Origin of the sequence: Grimontia hollisae CIP 101886 (genome assembly GCF_000176515.1) — a bacterium.
GTDB classification, from domain to species: Bacteria; Pseudomonadota; Gammaproteobacteria; order Enterobacterales; family Vibrionaceae; genus Enterovibrio; species Enterovibrio hollisae.
On sequence record NZ_ADAQ01000013.1, the window covers coordinates 1,192,107 to 1,210,168 of the forward strand.

Below are 18,062 nucleotides of genomic sequence, written 5' to 3' on the forward strand. Positions count from 1 at the left end.
GGGAAAAGGATGAGCGAGGAGACGCTTTACATTGATAAAGAGTTAAGCTGGTTGTCTTTTAACGAACGGGTATTGCAGGAAGCGGCAGACAAAAACGTCCCCATCATCGAACGGGTTCGCTTTCTGGGGATTTTTTCCAGCAACCTCGATGAGTTCTACCAAGTTCGGTTTGCCGATGTAAAGCGCCGCATATTGATCAACGAGGAGCAAGGTGGCGACAACAAAGCCAAAAAGCTCCTCAATAAAATCCAGAATAAAGTCCTCAAACTCAATCAGGATTTCGATCACCTTTATAACGACATTCTGCTGGAAATGGCGCGGCGCCACATCTTTCTGGTCAACGAAAGACAACTGACCGAATACCAGCAAAACTGGCTGAAAAGACACTTTGTCAGCAACCTGCTCCCCCACATCACGCCGATTATCCTGACAGATGATATGGATGTGCTGGCATTTCTAAAAGATGCCTACTCCTATCTGGCCATCGAACTGAGAAAAGCAGACCAGCTTCCCTATTACGCCTTGATTGAAATCCCAACCGATGAGATCGAACGTTTCATCAAGGTGCCGGAGCCCAAAGGCAGACGCCGCCGAAAAACCATCATCCTGCTCGACAACATTATCCGTCTCTGTCTGGATGAAATTTTCAGTGGCCTGTTTGACTACGACAGTGCCGAAGCCTACGCCATGAAAATGACCCGGGATGCAGAATACGACCTGACCAATGAAGTCGACCACAGCCTGCTTGAAAACATGTCAGACAGTTTGGACCAGCGCTTGACTGCCTTGCCAGTGCGCTTTGTTTACCAACGTGATATGCCCGATGAGATGGTAAAAAAAATCATCCAGATGCTGAAACTCTCAGATTATGACAGCGTGCTGCCCGGTGCCCGCTACCACAACTTTAAAGATTTCATCGGCTTTCCGAATGTTGGGATGAAGTACCTGGAAAACCCGCCGCTGCCCCCGATTGAATCAGCCGATTTCACAACCAGAAAAAACGCCTTCGATGCCATCCGCGAGCGGGATATTTTGCTGTACTACCCTTACCACACCTTCCGTCATATGACCGAACTGGTACGTCAGGCATCCTTCGATCCGAAAGTAAGAAGCATCCGCATAAACATCTACCGGGTGGCGAAAAACAGCCGTATCATCAACTCCATGATTGACGCCGCCAATAACGGCAAACGCGTGACCGTGGTGGTGGAACTGCAAGCCCGTTTTGATGAGGAAGCCAACATTGAATGGGCCCGCATGCTGACCGATGCAGGTGTCAAAGTCGTATTCGGGACACCGGGCCTTAAAATCCACTCGAAGCTCTGTTTAATTACCCGCCGAGAGGACGACGGGCTTCAAGAATATGCCCATATCGGTACGGGGAACTTCCACGAAAAAACCGCACGTATCTACACGGACTTTTCACTGTTTACCGCGGATAAATCCCTCACCACAGAAGTACGTAAAGTGTTTAACTTTATCGAAAACCCGTACAAACCGGTCAAGTTCTCACACCTGATTGTATCCCCACGCAACTCACGTTCAAGGATATACCGGTTGATTGAGCGTGAAATTGAGCATGCCAAGGCAAAACGCAAAGCCGGGATCACCTTGAAAGTGAACAACCTGGTCGACAAGGGACTGGTAGATTTGCTCTACAAAGCGAGCAATGAAGGGGTAAAAATCCGCATGGTCATCCGTGGTATGTGTTCACTCATTCCGGGTGTAAAAGGGCTGAGCCATAACATTAAAGCCATCAGTATTGTCGACCGTTTCCTTGAACACCCCCGGGTATTTGCATTTGAAAACGGGGGCGATCACGATGTCTACATTTCTTCTGCAGACTGGATGACACGTAACATTGACAACCGGATAGAAGTGGGGGCGCCCATCAAGGATGAACGCCTCAAACAGCGCATTATGGACATTCTCGAGTTGCAGTTTCTCGACCGGGCCAAAGCGCGTGTGCTCGACGAAAAGATGTCAAACGCTTACGTTAAACGCGGAAATCGCAAAAAAGTACGCTCACAACTCGCCATTTACGAATACCTTAAACACGTAGAACGCGCGGAAAAACGTCAAGCAGGCAAACAAAAAAATGAATGACTACACCCCGACTGAAAAGCCACGGGAAATTGCAGCGATTGATTTGGGTTCCAACAGCTTCCATATGGTCGTTGCCCGTGTCGTCGGGCAAAGCCTTCAAATCATCAGCCGCCATAAGCAGCGTGTACGCTTGGCATCCGGGCTCGATGATCACAAGAATCTGGATAATGCCGCCATTGATCGTGGTGTCGATTGTCTGGCCATGTTCGCTGAGCGTCTCCAGGGGTTTGACGAACAAAATGTGCGCGTAGCGGCCACATTCACCTTGCGTGAGGCCAGGAACAGCCAGGTTTTTGTCCGGCGTGCCCGTAACGTTTTTCCCTATCCGATTGAAATTATTCCCGGGGTAGAGGAAGCGCGTCTGATTTACCTTGGTGTCTGCCATACCCAACCGGGGGAAGGTAAGAAACTGGTGGTTGATATCGGCGGCGGCAGCACTGAGCTGGTGATCGGCAACGGCTTTAACCCTCTCCTTGTAACCAGCAAGCATATGGGTTGTGTCAGCTACAACCAGCGTTTTTTCAACGATGGGCAGATTTCTGTCAGAGGCTTTGCACAAGCCCAACTGACCGCTGAACTCAAGCTGGAAAGCATTGCCCGGCAATATAAAGATTGTGGCTGGAACGAAGCAATGGGCTCGTCGGGCACGATAAAAGCGATTCGTGAAGTGCTGATCGCCAGTGGACACGAAGATGGCATCATCACCCGAAAACGCCTTGATGATCTGATTGATCAAGTCATCACCTTTAAATCAGCCCGAACACTGACTCTTCCAGGCTTACCCGAAGAGCGGCAACCAGTATTTGCCGCGGGGCTTGCAATCCTGTCAGGGGTTTTTCATGCCCTGAATATCGACAGCATGGTATTTTCCAGCGGTGCACTACGTGAAGGACTGCTGTATGAAATGGAAGAACGCTTCCAGCACTGCGACATCCGAAGCCGTACTGCCTCGGACCTGGCTCAGCGATACCATATTGACCTGCAACATGCAGAGAATGTGCAGCAGATCGCTGAGCACTTTTACCTTCAAGCAGAGCCGCAGCTCAGTCCGAAAAAGGCAGAGCTGGCTATCTTACTGAGCTGGGCGGCATTACTCCATGAAGTTGGCCTCAGTATCGCCCATTCAGGCTTTCATAAACATTCTGCCTATATCCTCCAAAACACCAACCTGCCCGGTTTTAATCAGGAACAACAAACCGTACTGGCAACTCTGACCCGCTTTCACCGCAAAGCGCTGAAGCTGGCAGACATGCCTGAATTCACCCTGTTCAAAGTAAAACATATTTATCCGCTTATCCGTTCACTGCGTCTGGCCTGTGTACTCAACGTACAGCGAAGTGGGGAGCCGGTAAAAGATGTCAAACTCGAGACCAACGATGATTGTTGGTCACTCACCTTTCCAGAAAACGGGTTAAACCAGAATACCCTGCTTGCTGCAGACTTGGAGACAGAGAAAAACTATTGGGAAGCGGTGGGCTGGAAGCTCAAGGTAAAGGGATAAAACACGGAACCAAGCCAAGGTCAAGGTGACAGAGCAAGGAAGCCGTGTTTGTATGGTTACAGGTCAAGCTCGTTAAGCTGTTGTTCAATCAGATTTTTTGGCAAGGGAACAAATCCTTCAGCCCCCACCAAAGCTTGCCCCTGTCTTGAAAGGATCATCCTAATAAATTCAGCCTCCATGCGCGGCAAGGGCTTGCCCGGCACTTTGTTGACATAGACATAGAGATAGCGGGATAACGGATAACGCCCAGAGATCACGTTTCCGGTAGTGGCGTAAACCCGCTCGCCATCTACGTCCAGCGGCAACATTTTTGCGCCAGCCGTGCGGTAGCCAATGCCCGCATAACCAATGGCATTCAGCGACGTGCTGACAGATTGCACCACAGAAGCGGAACCCGGCTGCTCATTCACATCTGGCCGGAAGTCACCGTCACACAGCGCCTGATCTTTAAAAAAACCGTAGGTGCCTGAGACTGAATTGCGGCCAAAACGTTGAATGTTCCGTTTTTTCCAGTTGCCCGACAGACCAAGCTGCCCCCATTTTTCGATGCGCGCATTGGCGCCACACCGCAGCGTTTGGGAAAACAACGCATCCACTTGCCTCATATTCAGCACATCGATGGGATTGTCCTGGTGGACAAAAATCGCCATCGCATCAATGGCCACTTTGATGGCCGTCGGGGGATAACCATACCTGCGCTCGAACAGTTCAATCTCGCGCGGGTGCATCTCCCGGCTCATGGTACCAAACTGCGTCGTGGCTTCGATCAATGCTGGCACAGCGGTTGATGAGCCAGAGGTTTGAATCTGCACATTAACACTGGGATAGTACTGTTTAAACAGGCTACCCCACTGGGTCACCAGATTGGCAAGGGTATCTGATCCGACGGTCGAGAGGTTGCCGGACACATTTTCTATGCGGTGATACGCAGGCAGGTGATCTTCAGCTAGCGAAGGTGGCACCATCAATAACAATCCAATTAAGATCAGAGCCCGTATCAGCATGCCAGGCGCTCCGGGAGCGTAAATGAAAACGTACTGCCCTCGCCGACTTTACTGTTAATTTCAAGTTCGGATTCGTGATGGTTCAGCGCATGCTTCACTATCGCAAGCCCCAGACCGCTACCGCCGGTTTCACGTGAACGCGCTTTATCCACCCGGTAAAAACGCTCTGTCAGCCTGTCAATATGTTGCGGCGCAATACCCTCACCACTGTCAATCACTTCCAACCGGGGCCCCTTTCGGGACTTGAACCAGCGAACCTTGATTTTCGCGCTAGCCGGGGTGTGCTTCACCGCGTTATACACCAGGTTGGAAATTGCACTGCGAAGCTGGTCTTCATCCCCCAGCACCTTCAGGGAATGGTCGATATCAAATTCAAAGTCATGCGCCTTATCGCCACTCAAGGTCCGCGCCTCTTTTTCCAGCACATCCAGCATCGCCGGCACATCAACTTTCTGATCAAGGGCGATTTTCACACTCGCTTCTATCTTCGACAGCGTCAGAAGTTGTTCCACCAGGCTCTCCATGCGAGTTAACTGCTCTGTCATCACGCCATGGGCTTTATTCCACATTGGCCCCGCCAGCATGTCCGGATCTTCTGACATTTCCAGATAACCACGCAGCACCGTCATCGGGGTGCGAAGCTCATGGGAGACGTTGGCAAAGAAGTTACGGCGCATGCCTTCCAGTTGTTTCAACTGGGTGATATCACGCACCACCATCAGGTATTCCCCTTCCGCATAAGGCATGGTTCGGAACTCCAGGGTTTTCGAGGCATGCAGCGTGGAGCGCATCTCAAACGGTTCACCAAGCTCTGCGCGCCCCAGGTACTCAATAAATTCCGGAGTACGGATAAGGTTGGCAATGTACTGGCCTGCATCATCTGGCATGCGGAAACCGAGCAGCTCCTGTGCCAGCTTGTTGCACCAGACAATCGAGCCATCATGCTCAAACACGACCACGGCATCAGGCAAAGATTCAGCGCCGTTGCGGAAACGGCGGATCAGATTCGTCAACTCTTTACGCCGACGGCGGTTACGTTTTTGTAAGCGATAAATGCCATTAAACAGCGGCGTCCAACTCCCAGAGCCGGTCGGCGGTATCAGACTGCGCTCTTTCCACAGCCAGTCAGACAGTTTGAGCTGGTGATAGAAGTTCCACAACAACACCAACACCGTTGCCAGCAGCAACAGCCAGGGAAGGCCGCCAAAAAAACCGCCAATAAGAAACCAGGGTAGATAAAAAAAAGCCAGCTCCAGAGCCAGCTTTTTCCATGTCAGTCTTTCGACCATTTATGTCTCCACGATATCGCCCGGTGGCCTTCGGGCGACAGATGAACAATGTGTTATCAGATGCGCGTTGAGAAGCGGTAGCCCGCACCACGCACGGTTTGTACCAGCTTGTCGTGCCCGTGCTCTTCAAGCGCTTTTCTTAAACGACGAATATGCACATCAACAGTACGATCTTCCACATAAACGTTGGTGCCCCATACGTTATTAAGAAGCTGTTCGCGACTGTAAACTCGCTCTTGATGGGTCATAAAAAAGTGCAACATTTTAAACTCGGTTGGCCCCATCTCCAGCGGCTTATCGTTGGACGTGACGCGGTGTGAAACAGGATCAAGCTTGAGGCCCTGCACATCAATCACATCGTCCAGCGAAGTAGGTGATACGCGGCGCATGACAGCTTTCAATCGTGCCATCAACTCTTTGGGCGAAAAAGGCTTGGTGATGTAGTCATCTGCGCCCACTTCCAAGCCACGTACTTTGTCTTCTTCCTCACCACGCGCTGTGAGCATCACGATCGGGATCTGTCGGGTCAGTTCATCACGTTTAAGGTGTTTGATCAGGTTGATCCCCGAGCCGCCTGGCAGCATCCAGTCCATCAGGATCAGTTCAGGGTAAGGCTCGCAGATTTTTTCCAGAGCACTGTCATAATCTTCTGCTTCTACGGCCTGATAACCTTTTTGTTCCAGTACGAAGCACAGCATCTCGCGAATCGGTGCTTCATCTTCGACAACAAGTATCCGTCTTACCATTTTTCCATACCCAGTTAGAGGTTTATGTGCATTTCTTGGGTGTCATTATGTGATTCTATTATGACAGTTTTGTGACCTTCCGTGAGAGATGAATAAAAATGCAGCCACCAACCGCCCAATAATAAAGGCATTTTCTGACTATCATTCATTCAGCCCCGCACCTGTACCCGGCTGACACCGCCGCCCAGCGCTTCAACAGTCACTTGTGTGCCAATCCTTTCCACCAATGTGCCAACATGTGATATCACGCCAATCTGTCTGCCATCAGCCTGCAGGGTATCAAGGCAGGCAAGCGCCATTTCGAGACTGTCCGGATCCAGGGTACCGAAGCCCTCATCAATAAACAGCGAACCTAACTGCCGCGTATCTGCGGCCAGCGATGCGAGCGCCAGTGCCAATGCCAGCGAAACCAGAAAACTTTCCCCACCGGAGAGCGACTCAACACTGCGTACTTCATCGCCCATGTCATGATCCACCACCTGCAGGGAAAGTGGACTGGATGGCACGGTTTGCAGCGCATAGCGCGGCGCCAGTTCCTGCAGGTGGACATTGGCTTCCAACACCAATTGTTGCAAGGTGAGCGACTGCGCCAGGTTACGGAATTTATTGCCGGAAGCAGAGCCAATCAGATCGGCAATTTTCATCCACATTTCTGCGTGTTGCTGCTGTTTTTCAAGCTGGGATCTGAGTTCGCCTGCCTGTGCTTCAGCCTGCTCAGAGGCCTCCAATGTACGCCTGACCGAAAACACCGATTCTTCGATTTCCGCTTTCTGCACATCCAGCGCGTTTTTCAATGCCGTGGCTTTTTCATCGTCGTCAGCGCCACGCTCCGTCAACCACGTCAACGCTTGATCGACAGCCTCCTGACTCTCACGTAAGCGGCCCTCTCGCTCATTGCGCAGGGTGCTGGCAACTTGCATGGCATCATCCAAGGCTTTCAGGGCAGCACGCTCGCTGGTTACCCAATTCGCATCTTTGGCCAGTAATTGGATCAAAGCAGACTCAGTCAGGTTGAATGTCTGTTGCCATTTCAGCCAACGGTGCACCACCTCGCGGTGTTGTTTGTCAGTGTCTTTACGCTGTGCCTCTGCGGCTTCCAGCGCCGCCCTGTCAGCAGCCCGCTTTTCGGTCAGTGACGACAAGACGGCTTCACACTCTTTTTCCCTGCTACGGGCTGTTTCCAACGCCGATTTCAGTGACGCTTCATACCCAGCCAGATCGTCGACATCCAGCACAGCCCTCCGCGCTTTGTATTGCAGCTGCGCTTTCTCCGCCAGAATGTGGTAAGCGTCAATGGCTTCATTTTGGTGAAGTTGTAATGTCTTCAACGCCTGCTCAAGGGCCGCCATGTCAGGCACCAGAGGTGTGAGCTGTTTTTCGCACTCCTGCAACTTTTCACGAAGTGACAGGTAGTGCTTGATACGTTGTTGCATCTCACGGATATAACGCTCTGCGCCATAGTGCTGCAGCATATTCAGCCAAGAGCTGTCTCCGTACAAATCGTCCAGCGCGTTATGACGCGAGCGGATGCTTTCTTTCGCTGCCACTAAGCGCTCCTGCAGCGCCTTGATTCGCTCATCACTTTGCGTCTTCTGTTGGGCGACCTGATGGGCATGAGTTTGCAATTGGTTTTCACGTTGTCCCAACTGCATGAGCTGTTGTTGCCACCGCTGCACATACCCCAGACGCTGGCGACGGTTTTCCAGCGTGTGATAAAGGCTTTCCATTTCCTGGTAGTTTTCTTTCGCCTTTTGATGGCTTTCGTCTACCCATGATCCAAATGCATTTGGATCATCATGTTCCAAATACTCAGTGACCTCACCCGCTTCTTCCAGAAGCGGCGCCAGTAGAGCCTTCTGGCGTTGCACATGGTAGTCCAACTCCTGCCACTGCTGCTCCCAGTGTGGCATTTGTTGCTGCGCTTGCTGGCGCTGCTGATGGAAATAATGGCGTTCACTTTCCAGTTGGCGCAATTCAGACTGCAACGTCTGTAGCCTCTGGCGTTGGCTACCCAGCACACCTTCAACCACCGGGTTATGCTCGCGGTAGGGGTGATGCCCCGAACCACACAACGGACAGGGCTGACCTTCTTCCAACTGGCTGCGGTATTCCGCCAGGCTCACTACCGCCATGCTCTGGTTTAGGGCCCGCTCTGCCTCTTCATATTGGGCCACCCGTGTGTTGAACGTTGGCTCAATGTCCGACAGTTGTTTGGTGGCACTTTCAATGACCGACGTCAGGCTGTTTTTTTCCTGGATCAGGCGCGCTTTGTGTTCCAGGAGGTTCAACCATTCATTGCTGGCATATTGCAGCTTGCGGAAATGCTCATGGCGCTGCTGAAGCTGTTCATAACGGGCATAGTCCTCTTTCTGCGCTTTCTCCAGAGTGTCGGTATCCGCGTCGGCAAGCTGCTCTTCCAGTTGCCCGCGTTCTTTGGCCAGAATCTCCTGTTGGTGGCTAATACCGGCAAGGTCCCGCTCTACCTGTTGCTGGAAATGTTGCAGTTTCTGGATTTCCGCTTCCGCTTCCGCATATTGTCGGTTTGCAACCAGGTATTGCTCAAGGTTATCCAGCACAGGTTGGTACTGCTCTGCAATCCCCGAAAAATCCCCGAATTGGGCCAGTTCGTGTTTCAGTGCCGCTATTTGCTCTTCCAGTTGATAGTGAGCTCGCCGTTTTTGCTCAAACTCAGCGCGCGCCTTGTTTATCTTGCCATCACGCTCTTGCAGTTGACCCTGCATATCGTCCAGTTGCTGTTTGATGGCACGGTGTTCTGTGTCCATCTCCGACGCGCGGCGGAGTTTTGGCTCGGCCTCCACCCACTGGGCCTGTGCTGTACTCAGGATATTTTGCGATGCTGTCAGCGCATCCGTCGCCGTGATGATCTCCCCAGTTAGGGTTTGCAACGCTGCTGTCCGCGATTCAATGTTGTTTTTTAGTTGCGTCAACGACAGCCGTGTGTGCTGAAGTTGGGTAAAATCGGCATGGGCAGGCTGCACTTTTTCGACCATGCTGAGCTCATCACGCCGTGGTGTTGCCTCTTTCAATGCTTTTTCCGCTTCCTCGCTCTGTGCAATTGCCGCTGCCAACGCGTTTTCCAGTTCGGCATGTGAAGCCAGGGTTTGACGGTAGTTTTTCAGGGTATCCAGCTGTGCCAACACACCTTCCAGTGACGCTTTCTCTGCCTCCAGCTTTTCTCGCAACTCGGTTTTTTCTTCTTCGGGCAGGATACAGATCCCCCCCAGTTTCTCCCGCAGGGTCTCCAGGGCATTTTTCTCAGCTTTGGATTTTTCGTAGGCGGCGACAGACAACCGGCTGTAGATTTCCCCGCCAGTCATGCGCTCCAACAACGCAGCCCGCTCATCGGTGCTGGCTTTCAGAAATGCGGCAAAGTCCCCTTGCGGTAACATCACAGCGCGGCGGAATTGTTCATAGCTCAACCCAACCAAACGTTCAATTTCGCCCAGCACTTCCTGTTTTTTGCCCGAAAACCGCTGGCCATTTTCAAGGTTTTCCAGCCATTGCTCAGAAGCCTGAACACGACCATCTGCCTTGCCACGGGCGCGGCGGACATGCCAGTGCGCACGCCAGCAGGAACCATCGTTGGCCTTGAAGTCCACTTCGGCATAGCCTTCTGCTTTACCTCGGGACAGGATGCTGCGTACATCATTGGCTTTAAGCCTTGCAGCCTCGTCACCCAGACCAATCTCTGCGTCATTTTTCTTGTTGGCCTGAAGGCGTGGCATACGGTCATACAGCGCTAGGCAAATCGCATCCAGCAGAGTGGATTTCCCGGCACCGGTTTTACCTGTGATAGCAAAAAGCCCGGCTTCACCCAGTCGGCTGTTGACGAAATCAATCTCGAAAGGATGTTGGATGCTGGCGAGGTTCTCGCCACGAAGCGCCAAGATTTTCATGCCTGACCCTCTTCTTGTTCTTCAACCATGGTGAGCAATGCGTGGAATGCGTCGCAGATTTCCTGCGGCGGCGCTCCGTCAAATTTTTGTTCCCAACCATACTGGAATACCTGTTCCGGCGAGACATCATCAAGACGTTTGGCCGCAAAGTGTTCAGCCTGGCCTTGCTGGGTGTAATGCGGCGCAATGCGCGCCAATCGCACCGGCTTGCCTTCCAGCGCGGCATGGATTTTTTCACGAAGCATAGGCTGTGGCGCATCCATCAGCACTGGCACTTCCACCAGCGGCTGGGATTCACGCGGTAAGGTATCCGGTTGCCAGTTTTTTAGCTCCTGAAGCACCACATCCAGCGGCTGGGGCTTGGACGGTTTGCGGAGGATATCGACAGCGCGCGGCACATAATGGGGAGTGACGCTGGCAAGCTTTCCATCGGCCAGTTCAACACCCAATACCTGATGCTTGTAATCGCGCTCTGATATCGACAGGGGAATGGGCGAGCCGCAATAGCGAATACGTTCCTGTCCGGCCACTTTCTGCGCCAGATGCAGGTGTCCCAGCGCCACATAGTCAATCTTGTCATCAAAAATTGATGCAGGCAGCGCGTGCTGGTTGCCACCCAGTACTCGGCGCTCAGACATTTCAGACAACTGGCCAGATGCCATGTAAAGGTGCCCCATGGCGATAATGGCTTCACCGCCATGGCGCTGTTTCTCCGCCGCTTCCAGCATTTCCCGGTAGACGTCTTCCACACCGGCAATCAAACGATCATCCACCTCATCCAGATGCTGGGTACGCAAATCAGCACTGCGCAAAAACGGCACTGCCATAACGATGGCTTTGCTGCCATCTTTCCCGGAAACCGACACCAGCATGCGATCAGTATCCAGGCTACCGTCATTGTCACGACGTATGCCTCCCACCATGTGCAAGTCAAAGGCTTTCAGCAAATCGTGAGGTGCATCCAGCTTGCTGGGTGAGTCGTGGTTTCCCCCGGCAATGATCACATCCAAATCCGGCAGCGCCTTAGATATCTCAGCCAGAAAGCGGTAGAGCATTTGCCATGCAGATGCTGGCGGGTTGGCGGTGTCAAACACATCACCAGAGACCAACAGCACATCAACCTGCTCGGTGATCAATAAATCAGACAGCCAGTTGAGAAATTGCTGATGTTCGTGGTCTCTGTCAAAACCATGCAGTTGATGGCCCAGATGCCAGTCGGAGGTGTGGATGATTTTAATCACAGAATGCGTACTCACCGTGTTGAGTGGAGAACAAATATTACCGCCATTGGAGCGACAATCCTTCCTGAATGCAATACCATGTGGCCTTTCTCATTACCGGATGGATAAAGCCTCGCCATGATTTGGTTCAAGAATATTTTCACCTACCGCCTCACCCGAGATATTGACCTCGACCCAGAGCATATCGAAAAACAGCTATCTGAATTTCGCTTTACGCCATGTGGCAGCCAGGACATGCAGAAGTTTGGCTGGACAACTGCGTTGGGCAAGCATGGTGACATGATGACTCATGTCAGCGATGGCAATATTCTTATCTGTGCGCGCAAAGAAGAAAAAATGCTGCCTGCGTCGGTGATCAAAGATTCACTGAACGCCAAAGTCGATACCCTTGAACAAGAACAGGGCCGTCCGCTGAAGAAAAAAGAAAAAGACAGCATCAAAGATGACATCGTGATGGATTTACTGCCTCGGGCATTCAGCCGTATGAGCCAGACTTATGCGCTAATCATGCCCCAAATAGGGCTGGTACTGGTTGACGCCGGCAGCGCAAAGAAAGCAGAAGAGACTCTGGCGCTGCTGCGTAAATCCCTTGGCAGTCTGCCCGTGGTACCGGTGGAAACCCACAAACCGGTTGAGCTGGCCATGACCGAGTGGGTGCGTTCTGGCAACGCCCCCAAAGGCTTTACCATTGGTGAAGAAGCAGAGCTCAAAGCCATTCTGGAACAGGGCGGTGTCATCCGTTGTAAACAGCAGGATTTGTCGAGCGATGAAATCCTCGCACACATTGAAGCAGACAAGCAGGTGACCAAACTGGCACTGAACTGGCAGGACCGCATCGAGCTGATGCTGTGTGATGACATGTCTATCAAGCGCATCAAGTTTTCTGAAGAGCTTCGCGATCAGAATGCCGACATCGACCGTGAAGATATCGCGCAACGCCTTGATGCTGACCTGTCGTTGATGTGTGGCGAGCTGGGCGCTTTCCTGCCAAACCTCTATGAAGAACTGGGTGGTATCGACAAAGGCGAATAAACACCGCTTTCCTTTCTCTTACTCAACAAGAACAGGAACGGGGCATTGTGCCCCGTGCTGATTTCACTGTCCGCGCTAACTGAACTGCGCTTGCAGCATTTTCTTATCGTATTCAGAAACCGACTTTTTGAACGCAGTCATTTCCCCACGCGGTACTGACGTTGCCATCGGAATTTTGGCTTTCATCGGGTCAACAGCGCGGCCATGGATCAAGAGTTCGTAATGAATATGCGGGCCAGTAACACGCCCACTGCGACCAGACAGGGCAATGCGTTGCCCACGCGTCACACGCTGCCCTTTGCGCACTAGGATCTTACTGTTGTGCAGGTAACGGGTTTTATACTGGTTACCGTGATCGATCACCACGTACTTGCCTGCATAAGGGTGGTTACGCACCATCACCACCACACCATCGCCTGTTGAAAGCACAGGGGTACCCGTCCTTACCGCAAAGTCTACCCCGTTATGCGGTGACACACGCCCGGTGACCGGGTGCTTACGGCGCGGATTAAAGCGCGAACTGATGCGCTCCCTACCGTTGGTCGGGTAACGCTGGAATGCACGTTGCAGGCTCTGCCCGTCTTTGTCGTAATAGTTGCCATCAGTGTGCAGGTATGCGGTGATAGGCTCACCACGACGTTCGATACGAATCGCCTTGATTTCACGTTGCCCACTGGCCTGCCCATCAACAAACTGTTCTGAACGCACGACCTCGAATTTATCGCCAGCCCGAAGATCGCGAGAGAAATTCATCTTGTCTTTCAGTAAATTGGTAATCATCTGCACGTCGTTGTAACTCAGGCCTGCACGACGTGCGGAAACAGAGAAGCTGCCCTGAATATCACCCGTTGCAACCGTTTCTTCCCACGTGCCGGGAATCACTATTTCGTTAAACTCGTAACTGCCGTCATCCAGCTGAACATATTGCACTTTTGAAGCAATGTTGAATTCCAGTTCGAGCTTTTTTAGATGTTTACCCGTTGGATCAACCCAGAATCGTAAAATATCGCCCGGCCTTAATGTATCAATCCGGAGGTGGTTCAGATCCGCTTCCATCAGCTTCAGCAACTCGGAATAAGGTAACCCGAGCCGCATGAAAATCTCGCTCAGGTTATCACCGGTCTGAATGGCGTATTCGTACGCGGGGAGATCGAGGTCGCCGGATTCTTTCGCCACCTCTTCTTTTTGTATCAAGTCAGGCACAACAGACTCGGGCAGGTTGAGAGGGACAATTCGGATCGGCTCTTTTTGCAGCGTATTAATTGACACTGCTACCGTCACCAGCGATAAGCCCATCAGGCCAAGCAACGATTTAGACAGCTTGTTACTAAATCTCTTGGTTTTAATTTCGTACATCAGTCCACATCTCAAAGTCGCAGGGTTTCACCACCATAGTTACGTCGGAAAATACCGAGCCAACATACCTATCTTCTTTAACTGGTGTCAATTCATTCAATCATTTTAAATATTGTATTGACTCATCCAAGAGACAATCTTTTCTGCAATTAGTTTCTTGAACGGAACTGGCTATGCTAACAAGATCGCAGTAGAATCGCCGCTCCTCCGCACCACTTTTTTGATGCGGCCTGACTTACACTCAGATGAAAAGAAGCAATGACTATGTTTGTACCAGAACTTTTGTCCCCGGCCGGTAGCCTGAAAAACATGCGCTACGCCTTTGCCTATGGCGCTGACGCTGTCTATGCCGGTCAGCCACGTTACAGCCTGCGTGTGCGTAATAACGAGTTCAACCACGAGAACCTGCAAATCGGCATCAACGAAGCGCATGCCCTTGGCAAGAAGTTCTATGTGGTCTGCAACATCCAGCCGCACAACTCCAAGCTGAAAACCTTTATCCGCGACCTGAAACCGGTTGTTGATATGGGCCCTGACGCACTGATTATGTCTGACCCAGGCTTGATCATGATGGTTCGTGAGGCGTTCCCGCACATGCCAATTCACCTGTCTGTACAGGCGAACGCGGTGAACTGGGCGACAGTGAAGTTCTGGCAAACCCAAGGCGTTGAGCGTGTGATCCTGTCCCGTGAACTGTCGCTGGAAGAGATTGAAGAGATCCGTCAGGAAGTGCCTGACATGGAGCTGGAAGTCTTCGTTCATGGCGCCCTATGCATGGCGTACTCTGGCCGCTGCCTGCTGTCTGGTTACATCAACAAACGTGACCCAAATCAGGGCACCTGCACCAATGCCTGCCGCTGGGATTATAAAGTCCACGAAGCGAAAGAAGACGATGCAGGCCAGATTGTACAGGTTCAGGAAGTAACACCAACCCTAGGCGAAGGCGCTCCGACGGATGAAGTTGTGCTGCTGGAAGAAGGCCGCCGTCCGGGTGAACTGATGGCCGCTTTCGAAGACGAGCATGGCACTTACATCATGAACTCCAAAGACTTACGTGCCATCCAGCACGTAGACCGCCTGACTAAAATGGGCGTTCACTCGCTGAAAATTGAAGGCCGTACCAAGTCTTTCTATTACTGTGCACGTACTGCGCAGGTTTACCGTCAGGCGATTGATGACGCGGTTGCAGGTAAACCGTTCGACGAAACCCTGATGACCACGCTGGAAAGCCTGGCACACCGCGGTTATACCGAAGGCTTCCTGCGCCGTCACACCCACAGTGAATACCAAAACTATGATTATGGATACTCAGTATCTGACAGCCAACAATTTGTAGGTGAATTCACCGGTAAGCGCCGTGATGGCATGGCAGAAGTCGAGGTGAAAAACAAATTTATCGTCGGCGACTCACTGGAGCTGATGACACCAAAAGGCAATGTTGTGTTCACACTGGAGACCATGGAAAACCGTAAGGGTGAAGAGATTGATGATGCCAAAGGCAATGGCCACTTCGTGTACATCCCGGTACCGGAAGACATGGATCTGGACTTTGCCCTGCTGATGCGAAATCTGGCTGACGGTGCGAATACGCGTAACCCAAATGTGCCTCAAACTGTGAGTGCATAACCGATGGCTCTGCTGATCACCGAGAAGTGCATTAACTGCGACATGTGTGATCCTGAATGTCCGAATGAAGCCATCACCTTCGGTGCAGAGATCTACGAGATTGATCCGGACAAATGCACAGAATGCGTGGGTCACTATGAAAAACCCACCTGTCAGTCGGTGTGCCCAATCACTAACTGCATTATCATTGACCCCAAACATCAGGAAACCAATGATGAGCTGATGGAAAAGTTTGTCAAACTCCAGGGGCTGGTTTAACGCTCATTGGGTTAACGTAGAAAAGCGCCGACAGGCGCTTTTCTTATCTCTGGATTGCGTGAATCACTGGGCTAATACGACGTCACACTGGCCCGGCTTTATCTTCACACGCTTTTTCTTTGCTGTCGCCGCTACCGTTTTCTGGCGGTCTGCCGATGTTGGCCGCCAGCTGATAAGCTCTGCCCCACAGCCATCCCCAGCAGGCGGCGTATTTTGGGCGATACAGTTCACACTCCCCTCAGGACATTGCAAGCGAATATGCATGTGATAATGGTGCCCCCACCACGGCCGTACTTTGCGCAGCCAGCGTCTGTCTTCCCATGCCATATCACACAAGGTTTCTTTTATCACCGGATGGACAAAAATCCTCGCCACCTCGGGTTCTGACGCGGCTACCTGAAACAGGATAGCGTGCTCTTTCATCCAGTTGTCACGCTTCAAGGCGTAGTTTTGTAAATCCACCATGCTTACCGCCACCGGGCTTTCGAGCGAATCCCGGGTCAGCGACTCTGGTGCAAAGCTCAGCCAGATATCAGCATCCAATCCGGTTTGGTGGCTGGAGTGACCTTGGGTGAAGTTACCACCCCGAGGCATGGCGATATCAGCAATCATCAAATCATCCAGGCCAAACCCCTTGGTCTTTCTGGCAAGCTTGGTGAGGTAAGCAATCATGGCAGGATGACCGTAATAGCGGTTCCTTGACGGACGAATCACCTGATACCCCTCACCTTTCAGTGGCAGCGCTACTCCACCGCTTAAACAACCATTGGCATAACTTCCAATCGACTTCTCAGCCCCAGGGTAAGGTGCCTGTACCTTTTCCCATGGATTAGCCTGTGCCACTGCCATAGAGAAGCCGATTAAAAACATGCAAATAAACAGGATCAACAGAAGATTTTTCTTCATGGTGTCACCGCCTGAAAAAGGATCATGTCAATCTTAGCAGTCTTGTCGGGAAGCATCGCAGATAGTAAAAGGAAGTCGCGGGATCTGTCGTAAACATCAAAAACAGACCATAAGATATGCCGTTATTGAACCCAAGGGAGCTTTAAATGAACCCCATATCGCTATAACTCACCTTACGGCCGAATGTGTAGTCTGAAGGTTTCAAGCGAGAAAGTTTTCGGTATCAAAAACGAAAGAAAGCCCTGCTATTGCTAGCAGGGCTTCTGAAGAAGTGGCGGAGCGGACGGGACTCGAACCCGCGACCCCCGGCGTGACAGGCCGGTATTCTAACCAACTGAACTACCGCTCCACTCAAATTACTGTGTGTTCAGCACAATAACTTAAATTGGAAGCCTGGCGATGTCCTACTCTCACATGGGGAGACCCCACACTACCATCGGCGCTGCTCTGTTTCACTTCTGAGTTCGGCATGGAATCAGGTGGGTCCAAAGCGCTATGGTCGCCAAGCAAATTCTGTATCGGGGTTCTCGGTCCTGGGTGACTAGGCCCCGGGAACGCCCATTAAAATCTTGGAAAACTGACCGCGGTTGCTCTTCCTAGGTCCTAGCAACCGCTCTCTCTCTTTACACACTCTTTGTGTTCTTACTTGAGTCCGTCAAAACCCCTTGGGTGTTGTAGGGTTAAGCCTCACGGGCAATTAGTATCAGTTAGCTCAATGCCTCACAGCACTTACACACCTGACCTATCTACGTCGTCGTCTCCAACAACCCTTTAGAAGGCTTTTAGCCTTAGGGAGAACTCATCTCGAGGCTCGCTTCCCGCTTAGATGCTTTCAGCGGTTATCAATTCCGAACTTAGCTACCGGGCAATGCCACTGGCGTGACAACCCGAACACCAGAGGTTCGTCCACTCCGGTCCTCTCGTACTAGGAGCAGCCCCTCTCAATTCTCCAACGCCCACGGCAGATAGGGACCGAACTGTCTCACGACGTTCTAAACCCAGCTCGCGTACCACTTTAAATGGCGAACAGCCATACCCTTGGGACCGACTTCAGCCCCAGGATGTGATGAGCCGACATCG

At 51.8% G+C, this 18,062-nt stretch carries 12 protein-coding genes, 1 tRNA gene and 2 rRNA genes; 5 read left to right on the forward strand and 10 right to left on the reverse strand.

The window, feature by feature from the left end:
* Positions 1 to 9: 9 nt before the first annotated feature.
* Both ppk1 and ppx read left to right on the forward strand, forming a co-directional pair.
* Positions 10 to 2,106, forward strand: coding sequence for a polyphosphate kinase 1 (ppk1, locus tag VHA_RS18285; RefSeq protein WP_005507043.1), 2,097 nt, complete (start codon positions 10 to 12; stop codon positions 2,104 to 2,106).
* On the forward strand, positions 2,099 to 3,607 hold the full coding sequence (ppx, locus tag VHA_RS18290) for an exopolyphosphatase (RefSeq protein WP_005507045.1): 1,509 nt from the start codon (positions 2,099 to 2,101) through the stop codon (positions 3,605 to 3,607). The genes ppk1 and ppx overlap by 8 nt, the downstream gene beginning before the upstream one ends.
* Positions 3,608 to 3,663: 56 nt before the next feature.
* Here ppx and VHA_RS18295 read toward each other — a convergent pair whose 3' ends face one another.
* The 5 genes from VHA_RS18295 to VHA_RS18315 all read right to left on the reverse strand — a co-directional run bounded on the left by VHA_RS18295 (position 3,664) and on the right by VHA_RS18315 (position 11,804).
* A complete protein-coding gene (locus VHA_RS18295; RefSeq protein ID WP_005507059.1) occupies positions 3,664 to 4,611 on the reverse strand; it encodes a PstS family phosphate ABC transporter substrate-binding protein in 948 nt (315 codons plus the stop codon).
* Positions 4,605 to 5,900 (reverse strand): phosphate regulon sensor histidine kinase PhoR, encoded by a 1,296-nt coding sequence (gene phoR / locus VHA_RS18300; RefSeq protein ID WP_005507061.1) that lies wholly within the window; start codon positions 5,898 to 5,900, stop codon positions 4,605 to 4,607. The genes VHA_RS18295 and phoR overlap by 7 nt, the downstream gene beginning before the upstream one ends.
* 56 nt (positions 5,901 to 5,956) lie before the next feature.
* Positions 5,957 to 6,646, reverse strand: coding sequence for a phosphate regulon transcriptional regulator PhoB (gene phoB / locus VHA_RS18305; protein ID WP_005507064.1), 690 nt, complete (start codon positions 6,644 to 6,646; stop codon positions 5,957 to 5,959).
* 149 nt (positions 6,647 to 6,795) lie between these two features.
* Positions 6,796 to 10,563, reverse strand: coding sequence for an AAA family ATPase (locus VHA_RS18310; protein WP_005507066.1), 3,768 nt, complete (start codon positions 10,561 to 10,563; stop codon positions 6,796 to 6,798).
* A complete protein-coding gene (locus VHA_RS18315; RefSeq protein WP_005507068.1) occupies positions 10,560 to 11,804 on the reverse strand; it encodes an exonuclease SbcCD subunit D C-terminal domain-containing protein in 1,245 nt (414 codons plus the stop codon). Before VHA_RS18315 ends, VHA_RS18310 begins: the two co-directional genes overlap by 4 nt.
* A 120-nt stretch (positions 11,805 to 11,924) precedes the next feature.
* Between VHA_RS18315 and rdgC the strand changes: the two genes are divergently transcribed.
* Entirely contained in the window at positions 11,925 to 12,836 is a 912-nt protein-coding gene (gene rdgC, locus VHA_RS18320) for a recombination-associated protein RdgC (RefSeq protein WP_172465028.1), read from the forward strand.
* A 75-nt stretch (positions 12,837 to 12,911) separates the two neighbouring features.
* Here the strand turns inward: rdgC and VHA_RS18325 are convergent, their stop codons facing one another.
* A complete protein-coding gene (locus tag VHA_RS18325; protein WP_005507073.1) occupies positions 12,912 to 14,192 on the reverse strand; it encodes a peptidoglycan DD-metalloendopeptidase family protein in 1,281 nt (426 codons plus the stop codon).
* 264 nt (positions 14,193 to 14,456) lie between these two features.
* On the opposite strand from VHA_RS18325, the gene trhP reads away from it, so the two are divergent.
* Together trhP and VHA_RS18335 are read left to right on the forward strand one after the other, a co-directional pair.
* A complete protein-coding gene (trhP, locus tag VHA_RS18330) occupies positions 14,457 to 15,818 on the forward strand; it encodes a prephenate-dependent tRNA uridine(34) hydroxylase TrhP (protein ID WP_005507076.1) in 1,362 nt (453 codons plus the stop codon).
* Between the two features lie 3 nt (positions 15,819 to 15,821).
* Entirely contained in the window at positions 15,822 to 16,076 is a 255-nt protein-coding gene (locus VHA_RS18335; RefSeq protein WP_005507077.1) for a YfhL family 4Fe-4S dicluster ferredoxin, read from the forward strand.
* Between the two features lie 63 nt (positions 16,077 to 16,139).
* Here the strand turns inward: VHA_RS18335 and mepA are convergent, their stop codons facing one another.
* The 4 genes from mepA to VHA_RS18355 form a co-directional block, all read right to left on the reverse strand.
* Positions 16,140 to 16,982, reverse strand: coding sequence for a penicillin-insensitive murein endopeptidase (gene mepA / locus VHA_RS18340; protein ID WP_005507079.1), 843 nt, complete (start codon positions 16,980 to 16,982; stop codon positions 16,140 to 16,142).
* Between the two features lie 272 nt (positions 16,983 to 17,254).
* Positions 17,255 to 17,331: transfer RNA gene (locus VHA_RS18345), tRNA-Asp, on the reverse strand.
* 42 nt (positions 17,332 to 17,373) lie between these two features.
* Positions 17,374 to 17,489, reverse strand: a 5S ribosomal RNA gene (gene rrf / locus VHA_RS18350).
* Positions 17,490 to 17,658: 169 nt separating this feature from the next.
* Positions 17,659 to 18,062, reverse strand: a 23S ribosomal RNA gene (locus tag VHA_RS18355); the annotation flags it as partial.